General features: G+C 41.2%; 17 protein-coding genes and 1 pseudogene. 7 read left to right on the top strand and 11 right to left on the bottom strand.

The features are described from left to right. Positions 1–66: 66 nt before the first annotated feature. Positions 67–666 (top strand): annotated as a pseudogene (locus ABIB50_RS15030) (DUF2490 domain-containing protein); the annotation flags it as partial. Positions 667–757: 91 nt separating this feature from the next. On the opposite strand, the gene ABIB50_RS15025 reads toward ABIB50_RS15030, so the two are convergent. Next, positions 758–976: a hypothetical protein gene (locus ABIB50_RS15025; RefSeq protein WP_429380842.1), complete on the bottom strand. Its 219-nt coding sequence runs from the start codon at positions 974–976 to the stop codon at positions 758–760. Between the two features lie 192 nt (positions 977–1,168). Here ABIB50_RS15025 and ABIB50_RS15020 point away from each other — a divergent pair, with 192 nt between their 5' ends. The 3 genes from ABIB50_RS15020 (at position 1,169) to ABIB50_RS15010 (ending at position 4,197) form a co-directional block, all read left to right on the top strand. Beyond that, on the top strand, positions 1,169–2,554 hold the full coding sequence (locus tag ABIB50_RS15020) for a DUF3943 domain-containing protein (RefSeq protein WP_429380840.1): 1,386 nt from the start codon (positions 1,169–1,171) through the stop codon (positions 2,552–2,554). A gap of 181 nt (positions 2,555–2,735) precedes the next feature. Then, positions 2,736–3,509 carry a hypothetical protein gene (locus ABIB50_RS15015; protein ID WP_429380838.1) on the top strand — a complete coding sequence of 258 codons (774 nt, stop codon included), beginning with the start codon at positions 2,736–2,738 and terminating at the stop codon, positions 3,507–3,509. A 121-nt stretch (positions 3,510–3,630) separates the two neighbouring features. Then, positions 3,631–4,197 (top strand): CAP domain-containing protein, encoded by a 567-nt coding sequence (locus ABIB50_RS15010; RefSeq protein WP_429380836.1) that lies wholly within the window; start codon positions 3,631–3,633, stop codon positions 4,195–4,197. A gap of 19 nt (positions 4,198–4,216) precedes the next feature. Here the strand turns inward: ABIB50_RS15010 and ABIB50_RS15005 are convergent, their stop codons facing one another. The 10 genes from ABIB50_RS15005 to argS all read right to left on the bottom strand — a co-directional run bounded on the left by ABIB50_RS15005 (position 4,217) and on the right by argS (position 12,785). Further along, entirely contained in the window at positions 4,217–4,444 is a 228-nt protein-coding gene (locus ABIB50_RS15005; protein WP_429380834.1) for a DUF1456 family protein, read from the bottom strand. Positions 4,445–4,468: 24 nt separating this feature from the next. Further along, positions 4,469–5,770 carry a DEAD/DEAH box helicase gene (locus ABIB50_RS15000; RefSeq protein ID WP_429380832.1) on the bottom strand — a complete coding sequence of 434 codons (1,302 nt, stop codon included), beginning with the start codon at positions 5,768–5,770 and terminating at the stop codon, positions 4,469–4,471. A gap of 114 nt (positions 5,771–5,884) precedes the next feature. Further along, positions 5,885–7,258, bottom strand: coding sequence for a putative oxidoreductase C-terminal domain-containing protein (locus ABIB50_RS14995; RefSeq protein WP_429380830.1), 1,374 nt, complete (start codon positions 7,256–7,258; stop codon positions 5,885–5,887). A gap of 12 nt (positions 7,259–7,270) precedes the next feature. Beyond that, on the bottom strand, positions 7,271–7,819 hold the full coding sequence (locus tag ABIB50_RS14990) for a DUF4337 domain-containing protein (RefSeq protein WP_429380828.1): 549 nt from the start codon (positions 7,817–7,819) through the stop codon (positions 7,271–7,273). An 80-nt stretch (positions 7,820–7,899) separates the two neighbouring features. Beyond that, a complete protein-coding gene (locus ABIB50_RS14985) occupies positions 7,900–8,181 on the bottom strand; it encodes a hypothetical protein (RefSeq protein ID WP_429380826.1) in 282 nt (93 codons plus the stop codon). Positions 8,182–8,218: 37 nt separating this feature from the next. Then, a complete protein-coding gene (locus ABIB50_RS14980) occupies positions 8,219–8,896 on the bottom strand; it encodes a pseudouridine synthase (protein ID WP_429380824.1) in 678 nt (225 codons plus the stop codon). A 3-nt stretch (positions 8,897–8,899) separates the two neighbouring features. Beyond that, positions 8,900–9,370, bottom strand: a complete 471-nt coding sequence (locus ABIB50_RS14975; protein ID WP_429380822.1) for a hypothetical protein — start codon at positions 9,368–9,370, stop codon at positions 8,900–8,902. 517 nt (positions 9,371–9,887) lie between these two features. Beyond that, positions 9,888–10,664, bottom strand: a complete 777-nt coding sequence (locus ABIB50_RS14970) for a 3-keto-disaccharide hydrolase (protein ID WP_429380820.1) — start codon at positions 10,662–10,664, stop codon at positions 9,888–9,890. A gap of 99 nt (positions 10,665–10,763) precedes the next feature. After that, positions 10,764–10,976, bottom strand: coding sequence for an SDR family oxidoreductase (locus ABIB50_RS14965; protein ID WP_429380818.1), 213 nt, complete (start codon positions 10,974–10,976; stop codon positions 10,764–10,766). A gap of 45 nt (positions 10,977–11,021) precedes the next feature. Then, positions 11,022–12,785, bottom strand: coding sequence for an arginine--tRNA ligase (gene argS / locus ABIB50_RS14960; RefSeq protein ID WP_429380816.1), 1,764 nt, complete (start codon positions 12,783–12,785; stop codon positions 11,022–11,024). Between the two features lie 129 nt (positions 12,786–12,914). Here argS and ABIB50_RS14955 point away from each other — a divergent pair, with 129 nt between their 5' ends. The 3 genes from ABIB50_RS14955 (at position 12,915) to ABIB50_RS14945 (ending at position 16,804) form a co-directional block, all read left to right on the top strand. Next, entirely contained in the window at positions 12,915–14,369 is a 1,455-nt protein-coding gene (locus tag ABIB50_RS14955) for an arginine deiminase family protein (protein WP_429380814.1), read from the top strand. 3 nt (positions 14,370–14,372) lie between these two features. Next, positions 14,373–15,299 carry a citrulline utilization hydrolase CtlX gene (ctlX, locus tag ABIB50_RS14950; RefSeq protein WP_429380812.1) on the top strand — a complete coding sequence of 309 codons (927 nt, stop codon included), beginning with the start codon at positions 14,373–14,375 and terminating at the stop codon, positions 15,297–15,299. Between the two features lie 110 nt (positions 15,300–15,409). Further along, on the top strand, positions 15,410–16,804 hold the full coding sequence (locus tag ABIB50_RS14945) for an arginine decarboxylase (RefSeq protein ID WP_429380810.1): 1,395 nt from the start codon (positions 15,410–15,412) through the stop codon (positions 16,802–16,804). Positions 16,805–16,815: the final 11 nt, after the last annotated feature.

Below are 16,815 nucleotides of genomic sequence, written 5' to 3'. Positions count from 1 at the left end.
AACACTGCCAACGCGCAAACCAACGAACTATCTGGCTGGGCCGCCTAGTTTCATACCCAACGCTTCAATAAAAATTGGGGCGCGTCGTTCGACGGGCAGTTTCGCTCGGCACACCATGCAGATTACCTGAAGAACGTTTTATTGCGACCTAACCTAAATTATTACTTCGGCAATAAAAGTGCAACCCTGGGCTATGCTTATGTATCAACCAATGGCCGTACCGCAACCGGCGGTAAAACTTTCCGCAGCGAAAACAGGATATTTCAGCAATTTATAGTTACGAAAAAAGCTGGTGTAAATACAGCTATTACCCATCGTTTTCGTTTAGAGCAGCGTTTTTTAGGTGCTACCCCAACCCAGGCAGAAGTATTCTCGCAACGGGTGAGATATTTTATAAGGGGCGTAATTCCGTTTAACAACGAGCCAACTTTTACTAAGGGGACTTTTCTTGCCCTGCAAAATGAAGTGTTTGCCAATATCCAAAACAAGGACAAAATAAACAATCATGTTTTTGATCAAAACCGGGCTTATGTGGCTTTGGGCTACCGCTTTAGTAAAAGAATGGATATAGATGCAGGCTATTTAAATCAGTGGGTGCAACAAACGTCTGCACATACAATTAATCACATAGCGCAAATAGCATTATATACCAGGTTTGGGAAATAACAAAGGGTAAACGACAATGATTTCGTTACTTAGCCTACTGCCGCCTGATTTATAATTAGGCGGCTTTTTTTTAAAGAAAAGAATTCGGGAATTAGTTGTGCTGTTTTTCGCCGGCTAATGGTAAGCTTGATATGTAAAGTACGATACCAATACCAAAAATAATAAAGCCGCCATAAGCTAAGGGGGCAGAGGCACTTATTCCATTTCCTGAATCTGCTGCATTTAAAGCATGATCAGGCGTAAAAACAAACGCGCCAACTACTATTAATATACCAACTAAAGTAATTATAAGTCCTAAAGTCTTTTTCATATCAGATACACAAAAATATTAAAGCGCAAATATATAAACTTTGTGTTTTAATTATATATCCTTAAAACAATTCTTTTGGTTATTTACTTCTATAGGCATGTTTATTTCTGATACCTATAGAATATGATAACATCCCTACCCCAATTTAACCAAAGGTACTTATTTGTAAAAAAAAATGCAGTTATCTTTACATTGCTTATTAGCTGTTCATTTATAACTATCCCATTGTATGCGCAGGTACCCGCCACGTACGAACAACCGGTTAAAAAAGATAGTATACCTAAACCCCGTTTACGCTGGCGCAACCGACCTGCTCATTTTGACCGTGCGGTAATTGAACTGGGGTTGATGGAAATAATTCCATGGTCGTATGATAAATTTATTGCTAAGAAGGATTATGCCGATATATCATTTAAAAGCGTTCGTAACAACTTAAAACCTAATAGCTGGGCCTGGGATGATGATCCCTTCCAGACCAATCAGTTTGGTCATCCGTTTCATGGCAGCCTTTTTTATAATACTTTCCGGTCTAACGGGTATACCTTTTGGCAATCGGTACCGGCTGTAATGGTTGGCAGTTATATTTGGGAAACCACCGCCGAAACCCAGCCTCCCTCTCCTAACGACTTTATAAACACCAGCTTTGGCGGTATAGTATTAGGCGAGATGACCCACCGCCTGGCCAATAAACTGGTAAATAATCAACGTACCGGGATTAGAAGGCAGGCAACAGAGGTTTTAGGCTTTGTTATTAATCCGGCTAATGGCCTTAACCGTATTTTGGACGGTAAATGGGGTAAAGTGGCCCGTAATTCCAAGATCGATTCATCGACAATAACTGCCGAAATTGATGCGGGTGTGCGTACTTTCAACCGCAGTAATTCTAACATTTTGCACAACAGCAATTTTGGCTGGTACGGCCATATTAAAATATTATACGGAACCCCATATAAAGATTATGACACCCCGTTTAGTAACTTTACTATGAATGTCGAATTTGGCAAGGATGACAGCTCGAAGGTTAACATGGTTAGTGTATATGGCTCGTTAAAGGGCTGGGAAATTAAAACTAATGAGAAACTGCAACACCTGGCTGTGCTTTCGGCAAATTATGATTTCCTTCATAATTCGGCTTTCTTTTATGGCTCACAAAGTGTTAAGATGAACCTGCTGTCAGAATATAATATTTCCAAAAAACTCAAGATCAATACCGTATTTGGTGCAGGGCCAACACTGCTTTCGGCCACGCCCGACCCTTACCTGTATTATGCCAACGGGCGTAACTATGATTATGGGACCGGTGCTTCTATAAACGCCAGTGGCGCTTTAACCATATTAAACAGGTTTACTTATGGTGTTAACTATCGTGGTGGTTGGACGGTAACTTTAAACGGACATCCATCCCATTACTTCTTGCATACAGTTTCAAGCGAAGCAACTGTTACGCTTTCGAAAAAATTTGCATTCAGTGCAGAGTCGGGATACTTTGCCTTACATGGCAGCTATCAAAAGTATGCTGATGTAAATAGAAATTATCCTTATTTGCGTTTTTCAAGCCGGTATACCATCAGTTTTTAACGGGCGTGTTTATAACTTTTAAGTATGAGGTGTACTGTTTTGTATACTATAATTTCATTATTAAGTTTTTTCGTTGTACATTTAATTCCCTTTCACAACAGGATCCGTCTTTAATACAGGCAGTTGCATAATAGGCACACTATTTGAATACTGTTTGATGGCTGTGTAAAAGCGGATTACTATGAAGAAACTTACCATACTTATCATTATTTTAATTTACGGGTTCAATGCATCCGCATTAACGTTACGTGCTGATACTGCTGTTAAGCAACAAATGGTTGTGTTAACTCCAATAGACAGTTTAAAGCAACAATTGCAATTAGCTACTAACGACACTTTAAAGTCAAACCTCTATACCCAAATAGCTGCCGAATATTTAAAGTACGATAACCTGGACAGCCGCACCAAACGCTTTTACCAGGCACAAGCATTAAATTACAGCTATCTGGCACTGCATTCATATTCTAATTTAAGTGATACTGCCGGTTTGCGTACTACCTTTAACAGCCTGGCAAAGGTTTACAGGTCGCAAAAAAAATATCCGCAGGCAAAATGGTTCATTCTTCAATCAAATACTTTATCGCGTGCTAAAAATGATATCCCCAATATAATGGCTTCGCTTTTGGTACTGGCTAATATAAAAATGGAGATAAAGGATTACACCCTTGCAATGCGTGACCTCGATGAGGCACTAACGCTATCTAAAGCAAACCACTTCCCTAAAGTTGAATCAACGGTACAGGAAAGCTATGTATTATTATACACACATTTAAAGAATTATGCCAAGGCAGATATTGCTGCAAAAAGGCATGAGTTTATCGAGGATAGCCTGCTTAAAAACGCAGAGGTGCTGGTTGCTAAAACACAGGATACCTTACAGTTGAAAAAAAAAGTATATCCAATCAGCAGGAAACTTTCCAAAGCAAACTACTCCAGAAAGATAGCCTCGTTATAATACTGATTATTGTTATAGGCTTGTTAAGTATAGTATCTATATTTTTCTACAGAAAACAAAAACGGAGGAAACGGAAAAACAACCGTTAAACTTCGTACCTTCATCATTGTCTTAGTAGCATATGAAGATCATTATACTATCGCTGGTAGTTGCATTTAGCATAAGCCAAAAAGGATATAGCCAAAAAGCCGGCGATAAAAAATTTAAAAAACAGTTTTTAGAATCAATTAACCGTACCCGCCAAAGAGGCTGCAATTGTGGTACTACCTATATGCCCCCTGTCCCCCCTTTAACCTGGAATGAGGATTTAGAGAAGGCAGCTAAAGGGCATGCTGCTGAGATGGCAAAAAAACAATTCTTTAGTCATATTAGTAAAGATGGCCGTACTGCTATGACGCGTGCCGAAAATGCAGGTTACAACCATAAAGGTTATAGAAGCTTTACCGTAGGTGAAAACATTGCCCAGGGACAACCAACCATTGCCGATGTAATGGTGGGCTGGTTTAAAAGTGAACCGCATTGTATGAACCTGATGAACCCCGATTTTAAAGAAGTTGGTGTTTGGGTAGATGATAGCTATTGGGTACAGGACTTTGGCGGACGGGAGGAGTTTTCGCCCGAAATGCAGCGGATGATAAAAAGCGGTAAGGCTACTATTATACCGGGCAAAACAGGCGAGCGTCGCTAAGCGTGCCCCTAAAGGTAAACTACTTAGGTGTATTTTGACTGCGTTCGGGACGTGGACCGCGTTGGTGAATAATTAATCCGTTTAAAAAATTACGAAGGATCTGGTCGCCGCAAGGCTTAAAGTTGGGATGATCCTCTGCGCGGAAAATAGCGCCCAATTCTGTTTTGGTAATCCTGAAATTTGCCAGTTCAAGCACCTTTACAATATCGTCATCGGTAAACTTCATAGCTACTCTAAGCTTTTTCATTATATCATTATTACTCATGTCGTTTTATCTTGATATTTCGATCTTTACTTTTTTATTTTTTATTTTTTCTCCTTTTAAGCGATCAACGACCTTTTCAATCTGCGTACGTTTTACCGCGGCGTATGATGTATTATCCAACACCTCTATTAAACCCACATCATCTTTAGGCAACTCCCCTTTTTTTAATAATAACCCAACGATATCTACTTTGTTGATCTTATCTTTTTTGCCTGCGGCGATGTACAAAGTGGCCCATGGCGTAATTTCTGGTAAAGATAGGTTTTCGGGCAATTGTTCTATCTCTGGTTTTTGTTTCAGGTATTCCTGCTTTTCATCCTCACTTAGTATCAGGTACGCGGTTCCTTTGGCATGCATCCTGGCCGTGCGGCCGTTGCGATGGGTAAATGCCTCTTCGTTATGCGGCAGCTGATAATGGATAATATATTCTATCTCGGGGATATCCAAACCGCGCGAAGCCAAATCTGTAGTGATTAATAACCTATGGCTGCCGTTTCTAAACTTTAACAATGCCCGCTCCCTATCCTCCTGCTCCATACCCCCATGAAATATATCATGTATAATCCCACGGTTCCAAAGCAAGTCACTTATCCTATCTACAGCTTCGCGGTGATTACAAAAAACCAGGGTAGCTTTGTTTCCAATCTTGCAGATCAATGAAAACAGGGTATCTAACCTATCAGTTGCCTCTGACATTACTGCTTTTAGTTTGATATCAGGCGTATTAGACTTGTTTCTCAGATAATCTAACTGTATGGGGTTAGTCACGCCTGTAAAATCAGGTATTTCCTTCATTCGGGTAGCTGATGTCAGGATTCGCCTGCCCAGGTGTTCTAACTGGCGGATAATTATCGTCATGTCAGTTTGAAAGCCAAACTCTAACGATTTATCAAACTCATCCAAAACCAACGTATGTATAGCCTCTGTACTAAAGCTTTCCCGGCGCAAATGATGGGCAATACGGCCCGGTGTACCTATTAAAACTGCGGGGGGCTGCGACAGGTTGTTCTTTTCTATTTTAGTGGAGTGCCCGCCATAACAGCAATTAACTTTAAAGCCGCTGGCTATGGTTCTGAAAACCTGCTCTATTTGTAAAGCCAGCTCGCGCGACGGCACTAAAATAAGCACCTGCACCAGGTTAACATCAGGATGTAATGATTTTAATACCGGTAACAAAAACCCTAATGTTTTACCCGAGCCTGTTGGCGAAAGCAAGATCAGATCACGTTTTGCATCGGCATTAATGGCCGCGTTTTGCATTTCGTTTAATGCGGTGATCTTAAGGTTTTCAAGCGCTTTTTTTATCATGGCGCAAAGATACATTATTAACCATTGTCATTTCGACGAGGTACGAGGAGAAATCTATACATTGGTCACCTATCTTGTATATATTTCTCTCTTCGTTGCAAATGATACGAGGGATTACTTAGTTCCCTTTGCCAGCGCCAACGCTGTAGTGGTAGTATAATACTTGGCAATCATATTTGGCACTTCCCATTTAGGCATGTTACCGTTGCGCAGATAGTCCAGGTACTTTTCGGTTACCCGGCCAAAATGCGCTTCGTGTCCGTCTTTATATTTTTCGGGAATTATTACGGCCCAGCCTTTGTCTTGTTTTTTTAGTTCGACGCCGGGGTATTTAGCTTGAATCAGTTTTAACTTATCCATCAGTGTCTGTTCAAAATCAACACTTGCATTTACAGGCTCGATATATAAAACCGGGGTGAATTTTTCTGCGGCGCCTTGTCTTACATACAGATCGGCCCTGGTTCCGTGCAATACAGCATATTGGCTATCCCCACTTCCCGGAGGCGCAGCATAGGCCCATTTAGCGGTTAGCTTAACATTGATGCCAAATAGTTTATAATTAACAGAACCATTGGCATAAACCTTAAGTATAGTATCCTTAACCACATTCTTTTTCAAAAATTCAGGGAAGCCGTTTAATTTGGTTATGGCTTTAAACTGGCTAAGCGTAACTTCAGACGGCCACCTTTTAGCGCTGTTAAATTTGATATCCTTTTTATAGTCGATTATCCTATCCGGAAAACACTCCCATTGTGTAAGGTCAACCAAATGCACGCCTACGTCCTGTAAACCTTCGCCCTGTTGTTTTACATCAAAAAACCAGGCCGGCCTGCTTAAAACGCTACCCGATACATATTTATAGAAATAGTGCACGCTTTCCATCTCTACAGCCGGGTTTTGTGGCGTGCCTTTTTTAAGCCGACCAAATACTTCAGGTATCATTGCAAATTCGCGTTGCAGGTTGTTAGTTATTTCATAACGCTCGGTCATGATATCATACAGCACCAGTTTTTTCTTAGCTGCGTTGGCGAAGGCGCTTTTAAGCATTTCAAAATGCTGGTTGTCAATGGCCATTGGCTTATCGCCCAAAACATTAAAACCTGCATCGATAGATCGTTTTACGTATTCGGTTTTCTTTTGATTGTTACCCGCCATTACTACCACATTGCCCTTTTTATCGGCTATCATCCGGTTAAAGAAATCATTACCGGCATATACTACCTCGTTCCAATGTGACGGGTCGGCGGGGCGATGGTTATATCCATCTATCTTACTTAAGTGCGCTTGCAGATCGGGCCCTTGCGGGGCGTAAACATAAACGTTACTGCCAACATCATTTAAATCGGTTTTTTGCACCAATGCGGCATGGAAGTGGCCCGGATCTAAGGTAATCAGGTTAAACTTACTTTCTTTTTTCACCTGTGCAATTGCCGGCATTGTTAATAATATTGCACCTGTGACAGCACAATTAATAAAAATATTTTTCATAAAAATTTAAGATTAAAACCAAACTCCCCGGATTAAAAAGAAAGCACCAATACCTGCAAAGACAATGCTAACCAGCCACAGGCTTTTACGTTTAACAATAATGGATATAGCGCCTATAGCAATTGAAATTTGGAACAAGGTTATCCCCCTTGCAAAAACACTATGTTTGGCAACATGCACATTTGACTCTTTCTGAAACTCCTCTGCCTTTTCTTTTATTTCTGCCTGCTCTTTTTTGTTTTCCCGGATCTTTTCTTCATCGGCAGCAAGTGGGGTTTTGCCAAAAGCCAGCAATAATTTATTGGTTTGATTTAGTGTTTCTGATTTAATACCCTTTGCCTGGTAATATGCCCATTGGTCTGATGCATGAATCTGGGCCAGCATGGCTTCGTCTGCATGCTCGCCGGCTAACAAGCCGGTTATGGCAGCCAGTACAGCTATTAAGGCTGTAGAGAGCGCTACAAACAGCACCCAGCGCTCTTTGCCTTCGGCCAGCATGTGATGCGCGTGCTCGTTACTTTGTTCATGAATTTTTTCAGAATAGTTTTCTATTTCGTCCATGTAGCAATATAGGCTGTTGTAATTGGTTTGGCAGTAAAGGTAAAATTAGAAACGTTTACCTGCAATAGCTAAATAGTAAATCAGGTTTTATCGTTATTATTTGTAATAGCGACGTTTTCAGTTTGTATAAAACCGGCTATCTCCGCTGCATTCGCATGGTCTAAATAACCCATCGCGGTATATTCCCATTGCTTCAGCATATTATCAAATACAATATCACCCAAATCTACGCCACCCTCTGTTAACTTAAAAACACCCGTTAAATTAATTTCTCCGTTAGGCAAGGTTTTCATAAGTGGCGTAATAGTAATGTTATGCCCTTCGTCATCTTTGTAAATGGTATACTTTAACTGCGCTGTCATGCACGTACTACAAAATCAGGCCAATTTTGTTTAAGATTTACCAGTCCATTAAATTCATTACCCTGCTAAATTCGCTGTTAACAGCGGCATTTATGTTAAGATATTCTCCAGAAACAGGATGTTTAAATGATAGTGTCGAAGCGTGTAACAACAGCGTGGTCATTTCCCATTTTTCTCTAAAAAGTTTATTTTGCTTGTTACAACCGTGTGTGGTGTCGCCAATTATAGGGTGATTAACATGGCTCAAATGCTTCCTTATCTGGTGCATACGCCCGGTTGACGGCACAACTTCTACTAAAGAATATCTTGAGGTATCATGTCTTCCTAACGGGACAGCAATTTCGGCACGCTTAAGCGTGGTATACCTGGTATGGGCTCCCTGTAAAGCGCCGTTTTCTTTGCGTAAGGGATAATCTATGTCTTCACTATCCGGTGTGTATCCCCTAACTATAGCCGAATATTTTTTTTCAACCCGGTTATCGGCGAACTGTTGTTGCATCATTATTTCAACCTCTTTGTTTAAGGCAAATAATAATATGCCGCCGGTGGCCCTGTCTAACCTGTGTACGGGGTTAACTTTTAAGCCTACCTGGTCTCTTAGTAATTGTAAAGCAAATTCTTCCGCATCTGCTGCTATGGGCGACCTGTGTACCAATAAACCATGCGGTTTATTAATAGCGATCAGGTATTCATCGCGATAAAGTATATCGAGCATTAATTATCCCAATATTTTACCCAGTTCGGCAGGCGAATAGTTAATTGATTTTAGTGTCTTGTTATCCTGGCTCCTGTATACCAGGAACAAGCCGTCAATTTCTTTATGATATGATTCTGTATTGTCTTTACCTTTATAATGTGCAATTGTATGATCAGCTTCCTCAATTGTTTTGCAGGCTTTGCTCATATTTGAACGGTGCACCTCATCAAAAAGCTCTTTAAATTTCTCGCCCAAACCAAATTCCAATACAGCACCTGATAATACATACTGCAAATCGCAAAGTGCATCGGCTATTTCAACCATGTTATTATCGGCTATTGCTTGCTGTAACTCTTTTAACTCTTCGGCTAAAAGCTCTACGCGCAGTTGGCAACGCTCTGGCGACGGGATGGTTGGAGTTGGTAATATAGGATGTTTAAAGGTGGTATGAAACTCTGCTACCTGGTTTAATGAGTTCGTATCTTTTATCATGATCTGTTATTAGATTATTTATAAGCGGCCGGTATATTACCGCAAGCTGCTAAGTTATAAATAACCCGATACTTGTCAAAAATGATTACTGATTTTGAGGATTATAAATATCCCCTTTTTTTAAAGAGGCATTATAATTTCCTTTAACAGTAAAATACGTATTATGAACATCGACGAGTGTAAGAATCATATACTCGGAATTCCACTTTCCAATTTCATATACATGAAATGGCATAGAATATTTGCTAAATGATTTAGTATCAGTAGCAACTTGTTTCTGCGATGAGCAAGCAAAGAGCAGTAAACAAAAAAACAAGGGGAGTTTTTTCATTTTAATAGGGGTTACAATAGTTAAATAAAATTAGTACAGTATAGTAAAATAACAAAATTTTTATTTAATTTGTTTTACCACCAGTTAATTTTTTACTAAAAAAGAAAACGTTTTTTGCCAAAAAAAAGCGTCATTTCAATGGATGATATTTCCATCGAAATGACGCTTAAAAGTCCTGCCGGTTTATTACAACTCTCTAACCCAGATATTGCGGAAGCTTAAAGGTTCGCTTCTATCGCCATGTGCCTGTAATTTTATAGGCGCCGGGCCAAATTTGGCATTTGTGTAAGATGCCTGACCAATGTATTGTGTAGGGCCCAACAAGGTGACATTGTTTTGTACTAATACGCCATTATGGAAAACAGTTACTCTTGCAGGTGTTTTTACAGTAGTATCATCATTAAATGTTGGGGCTATCCATACAACATCATAAGTTTGCCATTCGCCCGGTGCTTTGCTTACATTAACCAATGGGACAAACTGTTTGTAAATACTGCCAGCCTGCCCATTAACATAGGTTTTATTATTATAAGAGTCTAACACCTGTAACTCGTACCCGGCATCACCCTTGCCTAATGATGCTAAAAAGACACCACTGTTACCACGCGCCTGGCCTTCGCCTGTAATATTTGCCGGTACGCGCCACTCTATGTGCAATTGGTAGTTGCCAAAAGATTTAACAGTTTCTATATTTCCGCTGCGTTTATTAACGGTCAGGATAGCATCGGCAACCGTCCATGACGCAGGTGTGCCACGGTTATCGGTCATTGTCCATTGGTCAAGGTTTTTTCCGTCAAATAACACAATTGCGTCTGAAGGCGCATCTGCATTAGTTTTTCCGGGAGTTACAACGGGCGGAACAGGTGTATAAAACTCTGTATCTTGTGGTTTGGCTTGTGCATTAGCTATCAATGAGCTACCTGCCAGTATCGCCGAAAAAAATAAGGTGTGTTTTATATTCATAATTTTAAATTTATGTTTGGTAAACAAACATAATAAAAAAAATCAGCCTGTATAATTAAGCGCCAACCTAAACACTATTGTTACAAATTTCTTACCCATTTACCCATTAACAACCTCGCCTCCGTTAACGTGTATTACCTGGCCCGTTATAAATGAAGCATCGTCGGACGCGATGAAAACATACGCAGGGCCCAACTCTGATGGTTGCCCGGCACGTTTCATAGCAGTTTCTGATCCGAAGCTTTTTATTTTTTCTTCATCAAAGGTTGATACGAAGCCAGTTAAAAAAATAGCGATGGGTTTCAAATCCATCGCTATTTTTTTTAATAGTTCTCCCCCCTGAGAGCATTAGGGGGCTTACATTCTTTCTGGCACTTTAATACCCAGCAAATTCATCCCTCTGCCTATTACACTGGCTGCTGCTGCTGATAATTGTAACCTAAACTGTTGAACCAATTCATCTTCGGCTTGTAATATGGAATGCTCATGGTAAAACTTATTGTAGGCTTTTGCCACCTCATAAACATAGTTGGCAATAGCTCCCGGATTATGGCCGGCAGCTGCCTGTTTAATTGTATCCGGGAATTGTCTTAACGTTACTATCAGATCGCGCTCTTCGGGTGCAAGCTCCGTCGGCTGGGTAGCTATACCGGTTATGGCTGCGCGATTTAAAACAGATTTGATGCGGGCGTGGGTGTATTGTATAAATGGCCCTGTATGTCCCTGGAAATCTACAGACTCATTAGGATCAAACAATAACCGTTTTTTTGGATCGACCTTTAACAGGAAATACTTTAAAGCACCCATACCAATGGTATGGTATAATTGCTCTTTTTCTTCCTCGCCAAAATCATTGATCTTACCCAACTCCTCGGTTACCTGTTTGGCGGTACGTTCCATTTCGGCAATCAGGTCATCAGCATCAACTACAGTACCTTCGCGAGATTTCATTTTACCAGATGGCAGATCAACCATACCGTACGACAAATGATATAAGCCTTTTGCCCAGGTTTTACCCAGTTTCTCTAAAATCAGGAACAATACCTTAAAATGATAATCCTGCTCATTACCTACTACATAAATAGATTCGTCCATTTGGTAGTCGTCATACTTTAACTGGGCGGTCCCCATATCCTGGGTAATGTATACTGATGTGCCATCCGCACGTAAAACCAATTTTTGGTCCAGGCCATCATCAGTCAGGTCAATCCAAACAGATCCATCATCTTTTTTAAAGAAAACACCGCTGGCCAATCCCTCTTCAACAATATCTTTACCTAATAAGTAGGTGTTCGATTCGTAATAGTATTTATCAAAAGCTACACCCAGTTTTGTATAGGTTTCGCTAAAGCCTTCGTAAACCCAGCTGTTCATTTTTTGCCAAAGGTCAATAACGGCATCAGCGCCTGCCTCCCATTGCAGCAGCATTTCCTGCGCTTCTTTAATCAGCGGGGCGTTCTTTTTTGCTTCGTCCTCGGTTTGGCCCGCTAACTTCAGGTCTTCTATCTGCTTTTTATATTCTTTATCAAAAATAACGTAGTATTTACCTACCAGGTGATCACCCTTCTCCCCCGTTGATTCCGGCGTTTCGCCATTGCCCCATTTTTGCCAGGCCAGCATTGATTTGCAAATGTGGATGCCGCGGTCATTAACCAAATTGGTCTTCACCACGTCATAGCCCGCGGCAGCTAATATTTGCGCTACCGAATAACCCAACAGGTTATTACGTACGTGGCCCAGGTGCAAAGGTTTGTTGGTATTGGGCGATGAATATTCAACCATCACCTTTTTGCCATTGGGTTTTATAACGGCAAAATCATCCGCAGCAATTACTTTGTAAAGCTGCTCTATCCAATAAGTGCCGGAGATAGAGATATTTAAAAATCCTTTTATTACGTTAAATGCCGATACTTCTTTTAGTTCATTTTTAAGGAACTCGCCTATTTCGGCACCGGTTTGCTCGGGCGATTTACGTGAAACTTTGGTGAACGGGAAAGTAACTATAGTAACCTGGCCCTCAAACTCCTTACGGGTTTCCTGCAAACTTACATCGGCAGGTATTATATCTGTTTGATATAATTGTTTAACGGCTTTAACGGTAGCATCAATAATAAAATTCATGCGGCAAAATTAATAAAATTGTTGAGAGCGTTAAAGCCGGCCATGAATAGATAAATCAAATGCTGTTAACAATTGTTTAATACCAGAAACAAATTTTTCTCAATAGCTTTACAAATTGCTAAAACGTATATGATATTACCCGGTACCGATTTTAAATTAAGCGTTACATCAGAAATTGGCGATTTGAAAGCCTTGTTGATCCACAGCCCGGATAACGGCCTGGGCCGCGTTGTGCCATCAAAAGCGCAGGATTGGCTGTTTGAAGACATTGTGCACCTGGACAGCATGCGTAAAAACGAATACGACTATTACGTTAAGCTACTGCTATACTTCCTTGACCCCGCTAAAATTAAAGGCAAACTAAAAGAGATTGACGCCAAAGAAAACAACCGCGACTTTTTTAAGCCCGATAACCAAGCCTTTTACGCGTCAGATAAAGTAATTGAGATCCAAACTTTATTAGCTGATATTTTAGAGGATGAGGATATTCGCAATAAACTGACTGCCTCTGTTTGCGCTATTGAGAGCTGCAATTACCGTTTGCAACAACGGTTGATAAATACGGCGCCTGTCGAACTGTCCAAAATATTCATCTCAGGGTCATTGGACAGTAACGAAATGATCTTCGCTCCTATCCCTAATCTTATATTTTCGAGGGATATTGGCATCGCCATAAATAACTATATGTTATTGAATAAACCGGCCAAGAAGGCACGCTCGCGCGAGACTTTACTGGCGCGGTACATATTCTTTAATCACCCATTGTTTGCGGCCTACCGCGATAATATATTAGAGATACCGGAAACGGTACAACACTTCCTGCGCCCCGGCGAAGACCAGGACGAGAAAACCACATTAGAGGGCGGAGATGTAATGATGATAAGCCCCGAGCATCTGATTATAGGCTGCAGCGAACGCACATCATACAGCGGCGCTAACGAGGCTATAAAACTGCTTTTTGCTAAAGATGTGGTGAAGAAGATAACCATTGTTAAAATACCGCACCGGCGTGATTATATGCATATTGATACGGTGTTTACGCAGGTAAAACGTAATATGTGGGTGCTGCTGCATTCGCTGGCTGTAACTCAAACCCCTGCCGCCGACAGTGAGCCCATAGCCTGGCTGGCCGATAAAAAGACAAAGGATAAGGACCGTACAGATATCCTGCAGTTTGAAAAAGGTAAGAAAAAACCACGCTCGTTTAATTGCCTGGAAGACCTGCTGAAAGATATCAGCGAAAATGATTTGAGCAGCAAAGAGGAAACCCGGTTCATTTACTCTGGTAATGATACCTTCCCCTATGATTCGCGCGAGCAGTGGACCGATTCGTGCAACGTCCTTGCCGTAAAAGAAGGCGTTGTATTAGGTTATGACCGTAACGACAAAACCATTGAAGCTTTTAAAAAGAATGGTTTTAAAGTAATTAAGGTAAAGGACCTGCTTAACAAGTTTGAGAACGACGAACTTGATCCTAAAACGATCAAAGATACTTTGATACTAATGCCGTCTGCAGAGCTTTCAAGAGCGCGTGGTGGTTTTCATTGCATGAGTATGCCGTTGCAGAGAGACGAAATCATTTAGGATATGAGTCAATCTACCAATAACATCCTCATGATACGCCCGGTAAGTTTTGGCTTTAACGAGCAAACTGCCCAAAGCAACGCCTTCCAAATCCGTAGTGCCGACCAGCAGCAGGTACAGGCCAAAGCAATTGCCGAGTTTGACGGGCTTGTACAAACATTAAGGGACAACGATGTAAACGTTACTGTTATTGACGATACTGCCCAACCGTATACCCCCGACTCTATCTTCCCGAACAACTGGGTATCCTTTCATGACGACGGCGAAGTGTTTTTATACCCCATGCAGGCCGCAAACCGCAGGCTGGAGCGCCGCGAGGATATTATTACCACGCTTCAGGATAACTTCAGGGTAAAGCATGTTATCGACCTGAGCCATTTTGAGCACGACGGCAAGTTCCTTGAAGGTACCGGTAGCATGGTGCTTGACCGCGAGGAAAAAATAGTTTATGCCTGCCTGTCGCCCCGTACCGACGAAATTGTATTGGCGGCGTTTGCCGGGCAGGCCGGCTATACGATAATTAACTTCCACGCTACTGACAAAAAAGCACAGGCAATTTACCATACCAACGTTATGATGGCGCTTGGCAGCAGTTTCGTGGTGATTTGTTTAGATAGCATTGCTAATGATGCTGAAAAAGAATTAGTTACAAACTATTTAAAAGATACCGGAAAACAAATCGTTGATATATCGTTCCACCAGATGAACCACTTTGCAGGTAATATGCTGGAGGTTAAAAACAGCAAAGGCGATACATTGATCGTGATGTCGCAGAGCGCATATAATTCGCTTAATTATGGCCAAAAAGCGGTGCTGTCAACTTTTGGCAAGTTGGTTTATGCTGATATAAATACCATTGAAACTAATGGCGGCGGCAGCGCAAGGTGCATGATCGCCGAGGTGCATTTGCTCCTCAAAACCAATGACTAATGACACAATGACCAATGACATTACAATTATTACAATCCAACAATAAATTTGTCCCAACAAATAGCCTATAATTCCGTTTAAAAATTACATTTTTGCCAAAATTTTAATTAATGCAGAGTTACCAGGAATTTCTTGACTTAAGTGTTGGCTTCCCGCAAGAAGGCTTCGAGATTATTGAAGATGAATTATACTTCCATGATTTGAATCTGATGGAGATGATTGAAACGTATGGCACCCCGTTACGTTTTACTTATTTGCCAATGGTCACCAAAAAAATCCAGCAGGCTAAATTGCTGTTTCAGCAGGCTATAATCAAAAACAATTATCGCGGCAGCTATAAGTATTGCTATTGCACCAAAAGCTCGCACTTTAAACATATTGTTGAAGAAGCGCTGAAGAACGAGATCCACCTGGAAACATCTTCAGCCTTTGATATGCCGATGATTGACGCGCTTGAGAAAAAAGGTGCTTTAACCAAGGATATGACCGTTATCTGCAACGGCTTTAAAACCTTCCAGTACAAGCAATATATTATTGATATGCTGCACGATGGGTTTAAAAACATCATCCCGGTACTGGATAATAAGGAAGAGTTTAACCTGTATGATGATGAGGTAGAAATGTCTACCCCATGCAACCTGGGTATCCGGATAGCTGCTGAAGAGCAACCCGACTCGCAGTTTTACACCTCGCGTTTAGGCATCCGCATGGAGGATATTATTGATTTCTACTACAACAAGATAGAGCAAAACCCTAACTTCCAGGTTAAGCTGCTGCATTTCTTCATTAACTCGGGTATTTCTGATACGCCGTATTACTGGAACGAGCTGGAGAAATATGTTACCCTGTACTGCAAGTTCAAAAAGATCAACCCTGCGTTAGATACATTGGATATTGGCGGCGGTATGCCGTTTAAAGATTCGCTGGTGTTTGATTTTGATTATGAGTATATGATCAACGAGATCGTGAGCCGGATCAAAGAGATCTGTGCTGATAACGATACCGAAGAACCGGATATTATAACCGAATTTGGTAAATATACCTGTGCGGAAGCGTCGGGCATATTATATAAGGTATTGGGCCGTAAACAACAAAACGACCGCGAGAAATGGCTGATGCTGGATGGTTCATTCATCACCAACCTCCCTGATGTTTGGGCGCTCAATCAAAAATACATCCTGTTACCTATAAACAACTGGGATAACGAGTACGAGCGTGTTAACCTTGGCGGCATTACCTGCGACGGTCAGGATTACTACAACCAGGAAGCGCACATGAACAGTGTGTTTATGCCAAAAACCCGTAAGGTACAATACCTGGGCTTTTTTAATACAGGCGCCTACCAGGAGGTATTAAGCGGCTACGGCGGTATACACCATTGCCTGCTGCCATCGCCTAAGCACGTTATCATCCGCCGCAACCGCGACGAGACATTTAACTTCGAGGTATTTGGCGAGGAGCAAAATAGTAAACAGGTATTGAAGATATTAGGCTATACTACTTAGCGGTTATATAC

Source organism: Mucilaginibacter sp. UYCu711 (assembly GCF_050433825.1).
Lineage (GTDB): Bacteria > Bacteroidota > Bacteroidia > Sphingobacteriales > Sphingobacteriaceae > Mucilaginibacter.
This window is presented reverse-complemented; position numbering and strand designations above follow the sequence as displayed.

What these genes read in the sequence shown, in the direction of transcription:
- ABIB50_RS15000 (WP_429380832.1), bottom strand. Translation starts at nt 5,770, where the DNA reads ATGATAAAAAAAGCGCTTGAAAACCTTAAGATCACCGCATTAAACGAA.
- ABIB50_RS14980 (WP_429380824.1), bottom strand. Translation starts at nt 8,896, where the DNA reads ATGCTCGATATACTTTATCGCGATGAATACCTGATCGCTATTAATAAA.
- ABIB50_RS15005 (WP_429380834.1), bottom strand. Translation starts at nt 4,444, where the DNA reads ATGAAAAAGCTTAGAGTAGCTATGAAGTTTACCGATGACGATATTGTA.
- ABIB50_RS14975 (WP_429380822.1), bottom strand. Translation starts at nt 9,370, where the DNA reads ATGATAAAAGATACGAACTCATTAAACCAGGTAGCAGAGTTTCATACC.
- ABIB50_RS15010 (WP_429380836.1), top strand. Translation starts at nt 3,631, where the DNA reads ATGAAGATCATTATACTATCGCTGGTAGTTGCATTTAGCATAAGCCAA.
- ABIB50_RS15015 (WP_429380838.1), top strand. Translation starts at nt 2,736, where the DNA reads ATGAAGAAACTTACCATACTTATCATTATTTTAATTTACGGGTTCAAT.
- ABIB50_RS14970 (WP_429380820.1), bottom strand. Translation starts at nt 10,664, where the DNA reads ATGAATATAAAACACACCTTATTTTTTTCGGCGATACTGGCAGGTAGC.
- ABIB50_RS14965 (WP_429380818.1), bottom strand. Translation starts at nt 10,976, where the DNA reads ATGGATTTGAAACCCATCGCTATTTTTTTAACTGGCTTCGTATCAACC.
- ABIB50_RS14985 (WP_429380826.1), bottom strand. Translation starts at nt 8,181, where the DNA reads ATGACAGCGCAGTTAAAGTATACCATTTACAAAGATGACGAAGGGCAT.
- ABIB50_RS14990 (WP_429380828.1), bottom strand. Translation starts at nt 7,819, where the DNA reads ATGGACGAAATAGAAAACTATTCTGAAAAAATTCATGAACAAAGTAAC.
- ABIB50_RS14945 (WP_429380810.1), top strand. Translation starts at nt 15,410, where the DNA reads ATGCAGAGTTACCAGGAATTTCTTGACTTAAGTGTTGGCTTCCCGCAA.
- ABIB50_RS15025 (WP_429380842.1), bottom strand. Translation starts at nt 976, where the DNA reads ATGAAAAAGACTTTAGGACTTATAATTACTTTAGTTGGTATATTAATA.
- ABIB50_RS14995 (WP_429380830.1), bottom strand. Translation starts at nt 7,258, where the DNA reads ATGAAAAATATTTTTATTAATTGTGCTGTCACAGGTGCAATATTATTA.
- ABIB50_RS14955 (WP_429380814.1), top strand. Translation starts at nt 12,915, where the DNA reads ATGATATTACCCGGTACCGATTTTAAATTAAGCGTTACATCAGAAATT.
- argS (WP_429380816.1), bottom strand. Translation starts at nt 12,785, where the DNA reads ATGAATTTTATTATTGATGCTACCGTTAAAGCCGTTAAACAATTATAT.
- ctlX (WP_429380812.1), top strand. Translation starts at nt 14,373, where the DNA reads ATGAGTCAATCTACCAATAACATCCTCATGATACGCCCGGTAAGTTTT.